The 13335-nt window shown below is 74.6% G+C and carries 10 protein-coding genes; 2 read left to right on the top strand and 8 right to left on the bottom strand.

Annotated features, from left to right (window positions below):
• Positions 1 to 41: 41 nt before the first annotated feature.
• The 7 genes from ACFYR3_RS22220 to ACFYR3_RS22190 form a co-directional block, all read right to left on the bottom strand.
• Entirely contained in the window at positions 42 to 1745 is a 1704-nt protein-coding gene (locus tag ACFYR3_RS22220) for an aKG-HExxH-type peptide beta-hydroxylase (protein ID WP_389284450.1), read from the bottom strand.
• Positions 1742 to 2854: an FxsB family cyclophane-forming radical SAM/SPASM peptide maturase gene (locus ACFYR3_RS22215; protein WP_389284491.1), complete on the bottom strand. Its 1113-nt coding sequence runs from the start codon at positions 2852 to 2854 to the stop codon at positions 1742 to 1744. The genes ACFYR3_RS22220 and ACFYR3_RS22215 overlap by 4 nt, the downstream gene beginning before the upstream one ends.
• A gap of 405 nt (positions 2855 to 3259) precedes the next feature.
• Positions 3260 to 3595 (bottom strand): FxSxx-COOH cyclophane-containing RiPP peptide, encoded by a 336-nt coding sequence (fxsA, locus tag ACFYR3_RS22210; protein WP_355844521.1) that lies wholly within the window; start codon positions 3593 to 3595, stop codon positions 3260 to 3262.
• 54 nt (positions 3596 to 3649) lie between these two features.
• The gene (locus ACFYR3_RS22205; protein ID WP_389284448.1) at positions 3650 to 6961 is read right to left on the bottom strand and encodes an SAV_2336 N-terminal domain-related protein; all 3312 of its coding nucleotides are present in this window, start codon (positions 6959 to 6961) and stop codon (positions 3650 to 3652) included.
• Between the two features lie 7 nt (positions 6962 to 6968).
• Positions 6969 to 7997 (bottom strand): MoxR family ATPase, encoded by a 1029-nt coding sequence (locus ACFYR3_RS22200; RefSeq protein WP_355844527.1) that lies wholly within the window; start codon positions 7995 to 7997, stop codon positions 6969 to 6971.
• Between the two features lie 157 nt (positions 7998 to 8154).
• Positions 8155 to 10278 carry a trypsin-like peptidase domain-containing protein gene (locus ACFYR3_RS22195; RefSeq protein WP_389284445.1) on the bottom strand — a complete coding sequence of 708 codons (2124 nt, stop codon included), beginning with the start codon at positions 10276 to 10278 and terminating at the stop codon, positions 8155 to 8157.
• Entirely contained in the window at positions 10275 to 10721 is a 447-nt protein-coding gene (locus ACFYR3_RS22190) for a CU044_2847 family protein (protein ID WP_355844533.1), read from the bottom strand. Before ACFYR3_RS22190 ends, ACFYR3_RS22195 begins: the two co-directional genes overlap by 4 nt.
• A gap of 153 nt (positions 10722 to 10874) precedes the next feature.
• On the opposite strand from ACFYR3_RS22190, the gene ACFYR3_RS22185 reads away from it, so the two are divergent.
• Positions 10875 to 11060, top strand: coding sequence for a DUF6104 family protein (locus ACFYR3_RS22185; protein ID WP_010061466.1), 186 nt, complete (start codon positions 10875 to 10877; stop codon positions 11058 to 11060).
• A 262-nt stretch (positions 11061 to 11322) separates the two neighbouring features.
• Here ACFYR3_RS22185 and ACFYR3_RS22180 read toward each other — a convergent pair whose 3' ends face one another.
• Positions 11323 to 12162, bottom strand: coding sequence for a hypothetical protein (locus ACFYR3_RS22180; RefSeq protein WP_355844536.1), 840 nt, complete (start codon positions 12160 to 12162; stop codon positions 11323 to 11325).
• Positions 12163 to 12327: 165 nt separating this feature from the next.
• Here ACFYR3_RS22180 and ACFYR3_RS22175 point away from each other — a divergent pair, with 165 nt between their 5' ends.
• The gene (locus ACFYR3_RS22175; RefSeq protein ID WP_389284443.1) at positions 12328 to 13335 is read left to right on the top strand and encodes a DUF4097 domain-containing protein; all 1008 of its coding nucleotides are present in this window, start codon (positions 12328 to 12330) and stop codon (positions 13333 to 13335) included.

Below are 13335 nucleotides of genomic sequence, written 5' to 3'. Positions count from 1 at the left end.
ACTCGACCGGCCCGTGGCGCGCCCCCCTCGGGGTGTGCGGTTCATTCGCCCGGTGCGTGGCGCCGGGCCCACAGCGTACGGGCGGCCTGTACGTACGCCGTCGCGCGCGCCGCGTGTCCGCGGGGCGGCGGCTGCTCGGCGAGCCGTTCGTACACCTCGACCATGCGGTCGACGAACCGGCGTCCCCGCACGGTGAGATCACCCGATCCGACGAGGGCCGGCAGAACGGCCCCGACCTGCTCCTGGTAGCGCGCGTGCTGCGCCCAGGCCGCGTCCCGGCGGGCGGGAAGGGTGGCGGCGAGGGCGCCGCGCTGGAAGAAGTCCGCGAGCGCGAGGTGGGAGTAGGCGCCCTGCAACAGGCCGTCGTACGGGCGTGGATCGGGGCGCCAGGGCGCGAAGTGGCGTGCTTCCGGGCCTGCGTGATGGAGCGTCACCATGTCGCTGAGCGCGGCGAGTTTGGCGTGCTGGATCTCGTGGACGAGGGTGGCCGCGAACGCGGTCGCCGTCGCCGGCGCGCTGCTGAGGACCGCGCCGAAGGCCTCGCGCCGGGTGCCGCTGCAACTGCCGGCCGCCCTGCCCGGCACCGAGCCGGGCGGCGCGGACAGCGGAACCAGACAGCGCAGCAGGGTCACCGCTTCCTCGAGCCGCCGTTCGCCGCCGAGTCCGAGCGCCGCCGCGGTGCCCGACCAGACGTGCAGCCAGTGCTTGCGGTCGGCGTCGTCGAGGGCGACCGGGCCGCTCAGGGTGTCCGGGCGGGGTCCGCCGCGTGCGGTCCGATACGGGTCGAGGTCGTCCAGCGGTACGGCGGCGGAGCCCGGCACCAGACCGGGCAGCGCGTACGCCGACGTCCAGGCCGCGGCCTCCGACCAGGCGCCGGTACCGCTCTGCAGGCGAACGACCACGTCCGCCTCGCCGGGCCGCCGGAGGGTCAGCCGCCCCCGCCGGTGCACGACGCCCACCTCCGTGTCCCCGGAACCGCAACCGCCCGTCCGCAGCGCACCGAGCGAGGGCAGCGTCAGCACGCCGTCGTGGGCGGTCAGCCGCACCGCGTAGGACACCCCGGCACGGGCTGCGGCCACGGCGGCGAGCGACCCGAAGTGGGCGAGCGCGCGGGCCGGTTCACGGGTGTCCCGGTCGGCGCGCGGGCCCGTTCCGGACCCGAGCGCGCGCAGGGTATCCCGGGCCCAGGGGCCGATGAACGGGTGCAGGAGGAGGGCCCGGACGGGGGACACCGGAGGGCGGTTCCCGGACGCCGCGTCCCCCTCGGACACCGGCTCGGAACCACCTGACCGACCAGTCCCCGGCGCGGAATCGTCCGGCCTCGCGAACGCCGACGCGGAACCACCCGGCCCCGCGAACGCCGCAGCGGAACCGGCCGGCCCCTCGGACACCGACGAGGCAGCACCTGGCCGGACGGGTCCCCGCGCGGAACCGTCCCGCAGCCCTGATGCCCGGCCACCCGGCCGCTCCGCCCCCGGACCACCCCGGTGGGGCCGTACCCGGCGGTGGGCGGACGGTTCCAGTCGTTCGACCTCCTCCAGCAGGGCCCAGTCCTCGCGCAGCCGGGTCAGGGCGGCGGCGGGGCAGACGCCCGGGCCGGCCGACTCGGCCGCGTCGAGGACCGCGCGGAGCAGGAGCAGCCGTCGGGTGTGCTGGTCGCGGACGAGGAGCCCGAGGGTCTCGGGGCCGCCTTCGGTGCGGCCGAGTTCGGTCAGGGCCCGTTCCGGGACCGCCGAAAGGATCACGGGACGCCTCCTTCGGAAGCGGCGGGGACGGCGGCCCCGGCCAGCCCGCGAGCGACGTGGTGGATGAGGCGCTGGAGGTCGGCGCAGTACACGGAGGGGTTGGCGAAGCCGTGTCCGGCCCGGTATCGATGCGCGTAGTGTCCGCCGCCGCAGACGTGGAGCAGCGGGCAGGCCCGGCAGCGCGCGGCCAGCGAGGCGGCGCCCGCCTGCCGGGCCGCGACGCCGGGGTGGCGCAGCGCCTCGTCGAACCGGTTCCGGAAGACGTCGAGGCCGGTCCTGGCCGCCCCCTCGTAGCAGGACTTGAGGGAGTCGACCTGCTCGATGGAGCCGTCCGTCTCGATGACGAGGGCGTCGAAGGGCGCGAGGCCGAGCGACTCGGTGGCGGCGGGCAGCCCGAGGAGCAGCGCGACGCACTCCTCGAAGAGCCGCACCCGCGTCTCGCGGCGCCCGGCCTGCCACCAGCGGTCGAAGACGGCACACAGCCAGTCGCCGTAGGGGGTCCCCGGGCCGTCCCGGTGCGGCGGCCGCGCGGACCAGTTGCCGTGCGGGAGCAGCAGGTCGAGGGCCGGCGGCCGCAGCGCGAGCAGTGACTCGTACAGCTCGACCGGGTCCGTCGTGGGGTCCACGACCGTGAGGATCCCGGCGTACGCGTCCGGGCAGCGTTCGGCGATCAGGCGGGCGCCGCGCGCGGCGGCGGGCCAGGACGGGCGGCCGGCACGGTCGGTGCGCAGCGTGTTGTGCTCGGGCAGGCCGCCGTCCAGGCTGATGCCGACGCGGATGGCGTGCCGGGCCAGGACGGCGAGCCGCCGTTCGGTGAGCAGGGTGGCGTTGGTCTGGACGGTGGCGTGCACGGTGCAGTCGTCCGGGACGCGGTCGCGTACGAGGCCGGTGAACCGGGCGAGGGTGTCCACGCCCGCCAGCAGCGGTTCGCCGCCGTGCAGGACCAGGGACAGGGCCGTCATGCCGTGGGCGCGGGCGTGTTCGCCGATCCTGAGCGCGGTCCGTTCCAGGACGCCGGGCGGGGCGGCGGCGGGGCGGGTGCGCCAGGTGCGGTCGGGGCCCTCGTAGAGATAGCAGTAGCGGCAGGCGAGGTTGCAGTGGCCGTGCATCTTGACGATGAACTGCCGGATGGGGAACGGCGGTTCGGACCGGGCCAGTTCGAGCAAAGGCCGTTCGGACAAAGACCGTTCGGGCAAGGCGCGCTCGGACAAGGGCCGCCCGGACGAGGGTCGCCCGGACAAGGCCCCTTCGAGGTGCGGCACGGAGGTCACGGGTATCGGGATCGGGATCGGGGAGGTCACCTCTGCAGACACTCCGGCACCCCCATGATGTACGGCCGCGCGATCCCACGCCGCGAACCGCGCCACGGCCCCCTGCCCGTACGGGGCGGCATTCCCGGACGCGGGCCGGACACAAACGCCGCCCACTCGAAGTTGTCCGGTTCAATCACGAGGGTGGTCCGGAACTGGCTGCTCGTGAGCGACGGTTGACCGGGCCATTGCTCACTTCGCCGCTCAGAAAGCGTTGTTGAATCCCCACAGGATCTCGCTCGGCTGTCCGGACCGCTCCCGCAGATCGGCCAGCACCTCTGCCAGCACCGGGTGTTGAACGGTCCGCAGCTCCGCCAGGTCCAGGTCCAGCAGATCGGGGAGCTCCGCGGGATCCGACGCCTCCGTCGGACCGTCCCACGTTCCTTCGGGCTCCGGTGCCTGCTCCGGACCCGCTGCCGGTGCCGGGTCCAGTGCCTGTGCCAGGCCCGATGCCTGCGACGGGCCCCGCGACCACGGCTGCCGCTCCCCCGCGGCATCGCAGTCCTGTGCGTCGTCCCGTGCGTCGTCCCGTACGCCCATGTCGTCACCCTCACCTTCGCTGACTCCGCCCCGGCGGCCGCCGACAGGCGTTCCTCACTCCAGCTCGGCCAGCCGCTGCGCCGTCTGCCTGGCCGTCGGCTCACCCGTGCTCACAACACCGTCCGGCAGCCTGGACCACTCGGTCCGGGCGGCCCGGTAGGCCTCGCGCGCGGCACGCGGACGCGCCGCCGCCTCGTAGGACATACCCCGCCAGTGCTGCGCCCGAGCACCCAGTTCCACGGCCTCCTGGCGCGCGCGCCCCGTCTCCGCCTTCTCCTCGGCCTCGCGCGCCGACTCGGCCGCGGCCCGGAAGGCGTCGACGGCCTCGTCGAGCCGCGCCTTGCGGCCGAGGCTCTGGTGCGCCTCGAACTGCGCCTGTCCGAGCTCCAGCCAGCAGCGCGCGGTGATCAGCGGTGGGCCCTCCTCCAGCGCCGCGAGCCCAAAGAGGTGCTCGGCCTCCCGCAGGTCGACCCGGTCGCCGCGGGCCCGGTAGCGCAGCATCAGCGCGCGGCCGAGCAGCAGCAGGCGGTGCGCCAGTTCGGCGCTGCCCGCCGCGGTCTCGGTACGGCAGTCCCGCAGCACCCGGATGGCCCGGGACAGCGACTCGCGCGGGGCGGGTCCGGTGTCCAGCACGGCACGCCGCAGCAGGGCCTCGCCCCATTCGGCGAGGACGTCCGCGTGCGCGGGGGCGTCCCGCGGCACCCCCCGGGAGGCCTGCTCGAACCGCGCGGCGGCGTCCTGGAGTTCACGCGGGTCGCCCGAGTCCGCGTACCGGGCGACGTGGATGCGCCCCGCGCGCACCAACAGGGCGGAGCGCAGCCCCTGTTCGCGGGTCAGGCCCAGCGCCTCGTCCACATGGACCTGGGCGTCGTCCAGCTCACCGCCGGACTTCAGGAGCGAGTCGACGAGGTCGAGCAGGATGCGGACGCGCGAGGACTCACCGGCGACGGCGGGCGCGTTCTCGGGGACGGTTTCCAGGGCGGCACGCAGGGAGTGCGCGCCCTGCTCCGCGTACAGCCTGGCCTGTTCGTGGTCGGCCGTGGCGCCCGACAGCCGCAGCAGGATACGGCCGTGGGCGAGCGGGAGTTCGGGCGGCCGGCTGCGCCGGTCGGGCCAGGCGTCGGCGAACGCCTCCAGCATGCCGACCGCGCCCTGGAGGAGCGCGCTGTCGCCGCCCAGGCGCCACTGTGCCTCCAGCGCCCGTACCCGCTCCAGAGTGAGCCGCAGGGCCCCGGTGGCGTCCAGGTCGGGCGCGGCGCAGGCCACCGCGTACTCGCGGTCGGCGCGTTGCAGCAGGTCGAGCGCGCCGCGCCGGTCGCCGCGCCGCCTGCGGTCGGTGGCGGCGGCGTGCAGCACCCGGGCCAGGACGGCCCGTTCGCGCAGGGCGCGGGGGTGCGCGACGGCCCGTTCGGCGGCGGCCTCCGCCTCGCGCAGCAGCTCCGCGCCGCCCTGCACCTCCCACAGCAGCAGCACGCAGTTGGCGTACTCGGCCCACAGTTCCGGGTCGGCGCCGGGGGGCAGTTCGTGTTCGGTGGCGCCGCGCAGCAGTTGTACGGCGTCGATGAGGTCCTGCACCATGCCGTCGCTGCCGAACTGGCCGGCCAGCGAGCGGGCCCGGATCACCGCGGTGTGGGTCGCCCGCTCGTCGGGCAGGTCGTCGCGGCCGCGGCCCCCGTAGAGCGCGAACTGTTCCGGCAGCGGCATGAAACGCTCCAGTACTCGTGCGGCGACCTCGGCGAAGGGCTGCGGGACGAGGGTGCCGCCGCCGTTGTCGCCGTTCTCGCCCGGGTATCCGGCACCGGGTGTGTACGGCCGTCCGGAGCCGCCCTCGCCGAGCTGCGCGAGCGCCAGGGCGGGGAAGTTGGGGCCGCCCTTGCCGAAGCGGTACTCGATGTACTCGGAGCAGTGCTTGAGCACGAGCATGGCCTCGTCGAGGCCCAGGGGTGACAGCAGGGCTTCCCGCGCGCCGGGCGCGAACTCGTACCACTGGGTGCCGTCCGCGCCGTACTCCTCTGGCTTGGCGCGCGAGACCAGGCCGCTGAGCAGGACTTCGGCCAGTTCGGAGGGGCCGGAGTCGGGGAGCATGGTGCGCTGGACGAGTTGCATGACGGGAAGGCTGAGCGGGGCCGCGGCCAGATAGCCGGCGAGCCGCCCGGCGGCCTTCGAGGCGTTGGAGCGGAACCGGCTGACCACTTCGAGTCCGGACATCCGGCGTCCGGGGCGGGCGCTCCGGGCGGACTCGTGGTCGTGGCGCACCCAGCCGACGGCGCCGGCCACGGGTCCCGCGCCGGCTCCGGACAGCAGCCGGGCCCAGGCGCCGAGCGCGGCGGGCTCGGGTGGCAGGACGGGCACCGGAAGCGCGCCGTCGCGGGCCTCCGGCGGGGTGCCGGAGGGCAGCCGGACCTTCAGCGTGGCGGCTCCCGCGAGGGCCTCGCCGCGCGTCAGTTCGCCGTACGACACCGGAAGCCGGGTGCGGTTCCACATGCGCTGCGGCAGCGGCTGGAGCACGGCGGCGGGGCCGAGCCGGGACAGGTGGTGCAGCAGCCGGTGGGCGTGGCCGCTGTGCCACAGGGGGCCCGCGCAGTCGCTGACGAGGAGGGTGACGCGGCGGCCCGTCGGGTCGCTCAGCCGGTCGGCGGAGTGCAGCGGGGCCGCGCCGGGCTCGGGGCTGCGGCTGACGGCGGGTTCTCCGTCCGGGCCCTGGTGGAGATGGCTGACCTGGATGTCCCAGAAGGCGCCCAACCGGCTGAAGACCTGCTCCAGTTCGGCGAACATCCGGTCCCACACGCGCATCGACGAGGAGGCGTCCATGACCAGCTGGAGTGCGGCGTCGGCCCGGGTCACCCCGCGGAACACCGGCAGGACCAATCCGCCCGCCCGAGCGCTCAGTTCGGCGGTCGCGGTCTCGTCGAGGACGGTGCGCAGGGGCGGCGCCGCGGTCCGGTACCCCTGCAACGGGCGTAATGCGCGCTGGAGTTCGAGCGGGGCGGGGAACGCGGGCGCGGCCGGTACGCCGACCGGCAGCACCGCCGACCGGCCCTGACCGTATCCGCGGGGCGCGCCGTCCCGCGGCACCGGGTACAGCGCGACGCGCCGGTCCGCGTCTGTGTCCCGCCAGGCCGGCTCGGGCGGGTCGCCGGACGGTGGCCGCTCGGTGCCCCGCCGGTCCGGACGCCCGGGAACGGTGTCCTCGCCCGCCGTCGTCCGGCCAGCCGGCGGCGCGCTCTCCCGCTCGCTTCCGACCGCGTCCGTACGGCGCGACCAACGCGCCAGCCACAGCGCGTCGGCCAACTGCCGGGCATCGGGATCCAGTCCGGTCTGCCGCATCCGGGCGATGAGTTCGGCGATCGGGTCGCCGCCGGGCATCAGCGCGTCACCTCGGGCGGTCGAGTCGCTGGATGAGCAGGTCCGCGAGCCGGTCGCGGCTGGGCGGGGCGGCGGCGTCGGTGAGGTAGATGGCGTTCAACAACTGGTCGGCGGCGACGAGTTCGCTGCGCGATCGCTCCAGGAAGTGGGTGATCAGATCGTCCCCGGCGCGCGCCGCCTCGTCGCCCAGGTGGGCGCGTACGAAGGTGGCGAGCCGCTTGTGGTCCGGGCGGCCCAGTTCGAGGTGGATGCAGCGGCGCATCAGCGGGGCGGGGAAGTCGCGCTCGCCGTTGCTGGTGAGCACCACGAAGGGGAAGGCTCGGCAGCACACCCGGCCGTCGCGCACCCGCGCCTTGGTGCCGTCGGCGGTGAGTACCTCGGCCTCGCCGCCGGGCAGCCGGTCGGCGACGCGCTCCAGCTCGGGAATCGCGAACTCGCCCTCCTCCAGGACGTTCAGGAGGTCGTTGGGCAGGTCGATGTCGCTCTTGTCCAGCTCGTCGATGAGCAGCACGCGCGGGGTCTCGGAGGGCAGCAGCGCGGTGCCGAGCGGGCCGAGCCGGATGTAGCTGCCGATGCCCTCGACGGAGCCGGGGGCGCCGGGCGCGGCCGGGTCGGCGCCCTGCGGCGCGGCGATCTGCACGTCCTGGAGCCGGGCGATCGCGTCGTAGTGGTAGAGCCCGTCCTGCAGTGTGGACCGGCTGACGATCGGCCAGCGCAGGACGTTGCCCAGACCGAGTTCGTACGCCACCGAGTGCGCGAGCGTGCTCTTGCCCGCGCCGGGGCTGCCGGTGACCAGCAGCGGGCGGCGCAGATAGAGCGCCGCGTTGATCATTTCGAGTTCCTCGGCGCCCGGCCTGTGCAGTTCGGCCAGATGCCGGTGCGCGCCCAGCCTGCGGTCCTCGGAGCCGTCGCCGTCGGTCCCGGCGGCCTCCCGGCTCGCGAAGTCGCGCCACGGCGGCGGGGCCGGAAGGCGGTTCAGGCCGTCGTGGGGTTCGCCTGCGCCTCGGTAGATGAGCCACTCGCTGGATTCGGTCATTGCCCAGTCCTCGTCGTCACTCGTCCACCACGGCAGCCGTCGATCGTTGCCTCACCGTATCGACCCCCGGAGGGCCCCGTAAGGTCCCAAGAGGGGCTCATAGCAGCCCACTTCGGCCTGATTCGAGCATCGCGCGACAGCGGCTCCACGGATGCGTTCATGGCGCCTCCAGCAGGTCCCCGGTCCCGGGCAGGGGCCGGCGCGGGTCGTCGTAGAACAGGGCGATCCCGTCGGCCCAGTAGGTCTCCGGCCGGCCCGCGCGCAGCCCGGCCCGCAGGGCGTGCACCAGCTCGGGGAGCCGGTCCGCGCGGCCCGCGCCCGCCACCGTGTCGCCGGCTCTTCGGTGGAACTCTCCGCAGACCGCGTCCGACTGCCCGCGCCAGCGCCGCCACAGCGCGACGCCGTACCCGCCGTGCACGATCCGTACGAGCGCCACCGGATCGTCCTCGAAGCGGTGGTCGCCGTAGCGGCAGAGCACCGGGACGGTCTTGTGCGGCAGCCCGCGCAACGACTCCGCCGCCGGTACGGGTACCCGCAACCCGTCCTCGCAGTCGAGGACTTCGGCCTGGGCGCCGTGCGCGTGGATCCACCGCCAGCGCGCCTCGCGCTCGTGCTGTTCCTCGTCCGCGGGGAGCTGCTTTCCGGCCGGGGCGACCGCGTCGGCCGGCTCGGGCAGTTGTTCCCGGTCCGCGCAGCGCACGACGACGGGCCGGTGCGCGCCGAGCGGCGGCTCGCCGGGCCCGAACTGCCAGGCGTCGACGTCGAGTCCGAGGAGCAGATGGGGCAGCGCGACCTGGAGGTCGGCGGGCCGCCCGGGTTCGTCGCACTGGCGGAAGGCCTCGGCGAGGGCCGGCGCGAGAGCGGCCGGCAGCTCCTCCAGCGGGGTGCGCTCGCCGTCGCGCAGCCGCATCACTTCCCCGGTCGGCCGGCCCACCGAGACGTGCCAGTCGCAGCGGCCCGGCTCCCAGCCCAGCTGCTCCAGTTCGAGCAGAACGAAGAGACGGGGCGCACGGTCGGCGCTGTGCGCGGTACCGTGCGCCGCCTCTGCTTCCGCCGCCGACGGGCCACGAGGCGCCAACTGGAGCCGCTCGATCCACTGTTGCCCGAGGCGCCGCCGGTACGCCGGGCCCGGCCTGCCCTCGGCGGTCTGCCGCACCCACTCCCACAGCGCCCGCTCGGCGGCCTGCGTGCCCGGCGTGACGAAGGGTCGCTCGGCGGACATGGCCCGCATCGCGTAGTCGAGAACGAGGTCCAGGGCGGCGTCCTGGCGCGAGTTCTCGTACAGCGCGCCGAGCCCGTCGCGCCAGCCGCGCGGCGCCGGATGCGGGATCGCGGTCTGGTCGCCCACCAGGGACTCGAGCAGGCCGAGCAGGGCGCGGGTGCTGACCGGCGGCGGCAGATCGGCGAGCCTGCCGAGCAGCTGGGTCCGCTCCTCCGGGCTGAGCGCCCGGCCGGGCCGGGCGCCGAGCTGGTTCTGGACGTCGGCCCAGGTGCTGCGGTCGGTGTCCGGATGGCGCTGCCGGTCGCGGTGGTAGCGGTCGTGGGCGTGGAAGACGGCGTGGTAGCTGTCGTCGTGCTCGGCCCGCATCTCCTCGGCGGGCACCGGCAGGGACCGCAGCTGCTCCACCCCGGTGCAGGTGCCGCCGAGCCCCCGGTCCGTGCGCGACTTCAGGACACCGACGACCTCACCGCGTACGGGGTCGACGACAGGACCGCCCGAGACGCCGGGCGGCAGCACGTCGCCGCCCAGCCGGATCTGCTCGTCGTCGGACCAGCCGCCGAGCGTGCCCTGCACCGTGCAGGTGCCGCTCAGCCGGCGCAGCTCCCCGCCGACCACGGACCAGCCGGAATACAGGACGACCGCCTCCTCGTAGTAGGCGGCGGGGCGTTCGGTGACGTAGGCGCAGTCGTGGTCCACCGGCTCGCGCAGCCGCACCAGGGCGAGGTCGGGGGACGGCCAGGTGCCCCGCACCGGGAGCCCGACCCGGTCCGGGAGAGCCGTCGCGACCTCGCCGGCGACGGCGGACGTACCGCGGCCCGGCCCTGTCTCGTACACCACCGTCACCTCGTTCCCCTCCCCGCTCCGGACCACATGCGCGCAGGTCAGAACCCAGTTCGGAGCGATGAAGAAGCCGCTCCCGAGGAACGTGCCGGGTTCGCCCTGGGCATACCCGGGGCCCGCGCGATGGATGCGCACGGTGGCGGCCATGACGAGATCACGCAGCGCACGGTGACCGTTCCCGGGGCCACCCGGTGCGCCCGGGGCGTGCCCGTCCGTCATGCTCCGCCCCCGCCGGAGGCGTCGGTGGCGCCGCTGTGCGCCGGGGCGCCGGGAGACGCGCCCGCTTGCGGGGCGGCCCCGGTCTCCTCCAGGTCGGGCGGACCGCCGTTCCAGGTCAGCGTCACCGTGATGCCGGCCTTGGCCTCGCCGTCCGCGAGCAGCCCGACCACCTTGCCGGCCTTCGCCGTCAGCTCGATGCCGAACTCGACGCTGACCTCGTCGGGCCGCACCGCGCGCAACGGTGCGGCGAGCGAGCGCGCGACACTGGTGATCACCGACTGCAGGCTCTCGACCTGCGCCTCGACGCGCTCCCCGAAGCCGACGTCGGTCAGCGACAGCTCGCCGCCCGGATCCTCCAGCTCGTCGGCCCCCGAGATCCGGGCCCACACCGGTGTTCCGTCCGGCATCTCGATCCGTGCGATGCGGGTCACCGCGTCACTCATGACATCCCCCGTTCCCCCACGCCCCCGTGGTACAGCCGACCTTGCAGGCTAGCCGCAGGGGGTCGCGCACGACAGAGGCCCTCCATGGGCCCCGCGCCCCCGCCTATCCTTTTCCCAGCGTTCCACTTCCCTTTCACCCACGGAGCACCATCCATGTACTTCACCGACCGCGGCATCGAGGAACTTGAGAAGCGGCGCGGCGAGGAAGAGGTCACCTTCGAGTGGCTCGCCGAGCAGTTGCGTACGTTCGTCGACCTCAACCCGGACTTCGAGGTGCCGGTGGAACGGCTGGCGACCTGGCTGGCCCGGCTGGACGACGAGGACGACGAGGACGAGTAGCCCCTCCGGCACTCCTCTTCTCCGGGTGGGCCGGCGCTCTCCGCGCGGACTGGCGGGCCCTCTCCCCGCGGAATGACGGGCCCCTTCCGGACGGGATGACGCGTCACCTCCGGGCAAGGGCGGCCGGGCCCTTCTTTACGAGGGCGGCGGGCCTTCTTGCCGAGGCGGCAGGGTGGGCCTTCGTGGCAAGGCGGCCGGTCCCCGTGACGGGGCGGGCTCGGCTCCGGGAGGCAGGCCCCGTCCAGGGGGGACGGCGTCCGTGTCAGTCGTAGGCGCGCAGGTGGTCGTACGCCAGGCCGAGGGCGCCGCGGAGCACCAGGACCGCGCCGAAGACGATCCAGCCGCCGCTGTGGCGCCGTACCCCCCAGGCGGTGAGCGGGAGGCCGACGGCCAGCTGGGCCACGGCGAGGGTGCGCGCCCTCGGGCCGCGCAGCCAGGGCCCGAGGCCGCCGCTCTCCACGGCATCGAGTTCGGCGCCCACGGCGGCACGCCAGCCGGTCCACTCGATCTGCTCGGCGTCCGGCCGGATCCGGACCGCGGCACGGAGCCGGTCCGCGGATCGGCCGGGCTCGATCCCGGCCGGCAGCAGCATCCCCGCGCGTGTGAGGACGGCGAGCAGCCCCGTCACGCGCGCGTGGGCGTCGGCCGCCGGATCGGGCTGGGTCAGCGGTTCCAGCGCCTGCATGTCGAGCACCGGGTCGAGGCCGAGCCGTGCCGCGAAGGTGCGCATCGCCTCGTCCTCGCCGACCGGGGTGCCGTTCGCCAGCCATTCGTAGCCCACGGTGCGACGGAATCCCGAGGCCAGGGTGAAGCCGCTGCGGTCGGTGTCCCACCACAGGGCGAGGACGGGCCAGGGTGCGCCGACGGCGAGCGCGGTGGCCCAGCCGGTGAGCACGCGGTCGACGGGTTCCGCGCCGTCCCGCCAGGGCCTGCCCTCGGGGACCAGCACGCTCCACTCGGAGCCCGCCCCGGCGAGCAGCATCCGCTCGCGCAGCAACTGGGCGGCGGGACCGACCGCCTCGGGATGGGCCCGGCACAGCAGGAGGGCACCGGGGGCCTGGACCGGGTGGTCGTCCCGGGATGCGCCGGAGGCAGTCGACATAGCCCCACTTTAGGGCGATTTGCCTACTTCAACGCACCGATGATCCCCAGAACGGGTGTCTTGACTTTCCGTATCCGCGATATATCGTGAATAACGGAAGACGCGATATGGCGCGTCGAGCTCGGACTCGTATCGGGGTCCGGTCCGGTCGAGGAGGTCAGCACCATGTCCGAGTGGTCCGTGACAGAGCCGAAGAAACTCTCCTTCGACGGCCCCGTGCAGACGCTGCACGTACGCATCGTCAACGGAACAGTGAACGTCGTGGGGACCGACGAGGGTTCCGCCCGGCTGGAGGTGTCCGATCTGGACGGCCCCCCGCTCCAGGTGACCCAGGAGAACGGCACACTCACGGTGGCCTACGAGGACCTTCCCTGGAAGGGTTTCCTCAAGTGGCTCGACCGCAAGGGCTGGCGCCGTGCTGCGGTCGTCTCGCTGGCCGTTCCGACCGGCACGCACGTCGAGGTGGGCGTGGTCGGCGCCGCCGCCGTGGTCTCCGGGATGGACGGGCGGGTCCAGGTGAAGGGCGTCACCGGCGACACCACCCTCGTGCGCGTCGCCGGCCCCGTACGCGTGGAGACCGTCTCCGGGAACCTGGAGGCCCAGGCCGTCACCGGCGACCTCCGCTTCAACTCGGTCTCCGGCGACCTGACCGTCGTCGAGGGCTCCGGATCCTCCGTGCGGGCCGAATCGGTGAGCGGCTCGATGATCGTGGACCTCGACGCCGCGGGCGCGCCCACCGACGTCCAGTTGTCGAACGTCTCGGGCGAGATCGCCATCCGGCTCCCCCACCCGGCGGACGCCGAGGTGGAGGCCAACACCGCGAGCGGCAACGTCTCCAGCGCGTTCGAGGACCTGCGGGTCAGCGGGCAGTGGGGCGCCAAGAAGATCACCGGCCGCCTCGGCGCGGGCAACGGCAGGCTGAAGGCGATGACCGTCTCCGGCTCCATCGCCCTGCTGCGCAGGCCCCCGGCGGAGGACGAGCCCTACGAGGACGCCCCGAAGCCCCCGGACACGGCCCCGCCCATCGGCCCGGACGACACAGTGGACAGCACAGCGGACGACACGGCGGACAACGGTGCCGCCGAGAGCCGGCCGACCGGCACCGCGACCGATGACACCGCGACCGACGGCACTTCGACCGATGGCACCGCGACCGACAAGAAGGTGCTCTGA

The organism is Streptomyces sp. NPDC005784, from assembly GCF_042871525.1.
In the GTDB taxonomy this organism is placed as follows: Bacteria; Actinomycetota; Actinomycetes; order Streptomycetales; family Streptomycetaceae; genus Streptomyces.
Note: the sequence above shows the minus strand (reverse complement) of the source record. Positions and strands in the feature narration are given on the sequence as shown.

What these genes read in the sequence shown, in the direction of transcription:
- ACFYR3_RS22200 (WP_355844527.1), bottom strand. Translation starts at nt 7,997, where the DNA reads ATGACCGAATCCAGCGAGTGGCTCATCTACCGAGGCGCAGGCGAACCC.
- ACFYR3_RS22180 (WP_355844536.1), bottom strand. Translation starts at nt 12,162, where the DNA reads ATGTCGACTGCCTCCGGCGCATCCCGGGACGACCACCCGGTCCAGGCC.
- ACFYR3_RS22215 (WP_389284491.1), bottom strand. Translation starts at nt 2,854, where the DNA reads ATGCACGGCCACTGCAACCTCGCCTGCCGCTACTGCTATCTCTACGAG.
- ACFYR3_RS22190 (WP_355844533.1), bottom strand. Translation starts at nt 10,721, where the DNA reads ATGAGTGACGCGGTGACCCGCATCGCACGGATCGAGATGCCGGACGGA.
- fxsA (WP_355844521.1), bottom strand. Translation starts at nt 3,595, where the DNA reads ATGGGCGTACGGGACGACGCACGGGACGACGCACAGGACTGCGATGCC.
- ACFYR3_RS22205 (WP_389284448.1), bottom strand. Translation starts at nt 6,961, where the DNA reads ATGCCCGGCGGCGACCCGATCGCCGAACTCATCGCCCGGATGCGGCAG.
- ACFYR3_RS22185 (WP_010061466.1), top strand. Translation starts at nt 10,875, where the DNA reads ATGTACTTCACCGACCGCGGCATCGAGGAACTTGAGAAGCGGCGCGGC.
- ACFYR3_RS22195 (WP_389284445.1), bottom strand. Translation starts at nt 10,278, where the DNA reads ATGACGGACGGGCACGCCCCGGGCGCACCGGGTGGCCCCGGGAACGGT.
- ACFYR3_RS22175 (WP_389284443.1), top strand. Translation starts at nt 12,328, where the DNA reads ATGTCCGAGTGGTCCGTGACAGAGCCGAAGAAACTCTCCTTCGACGGC.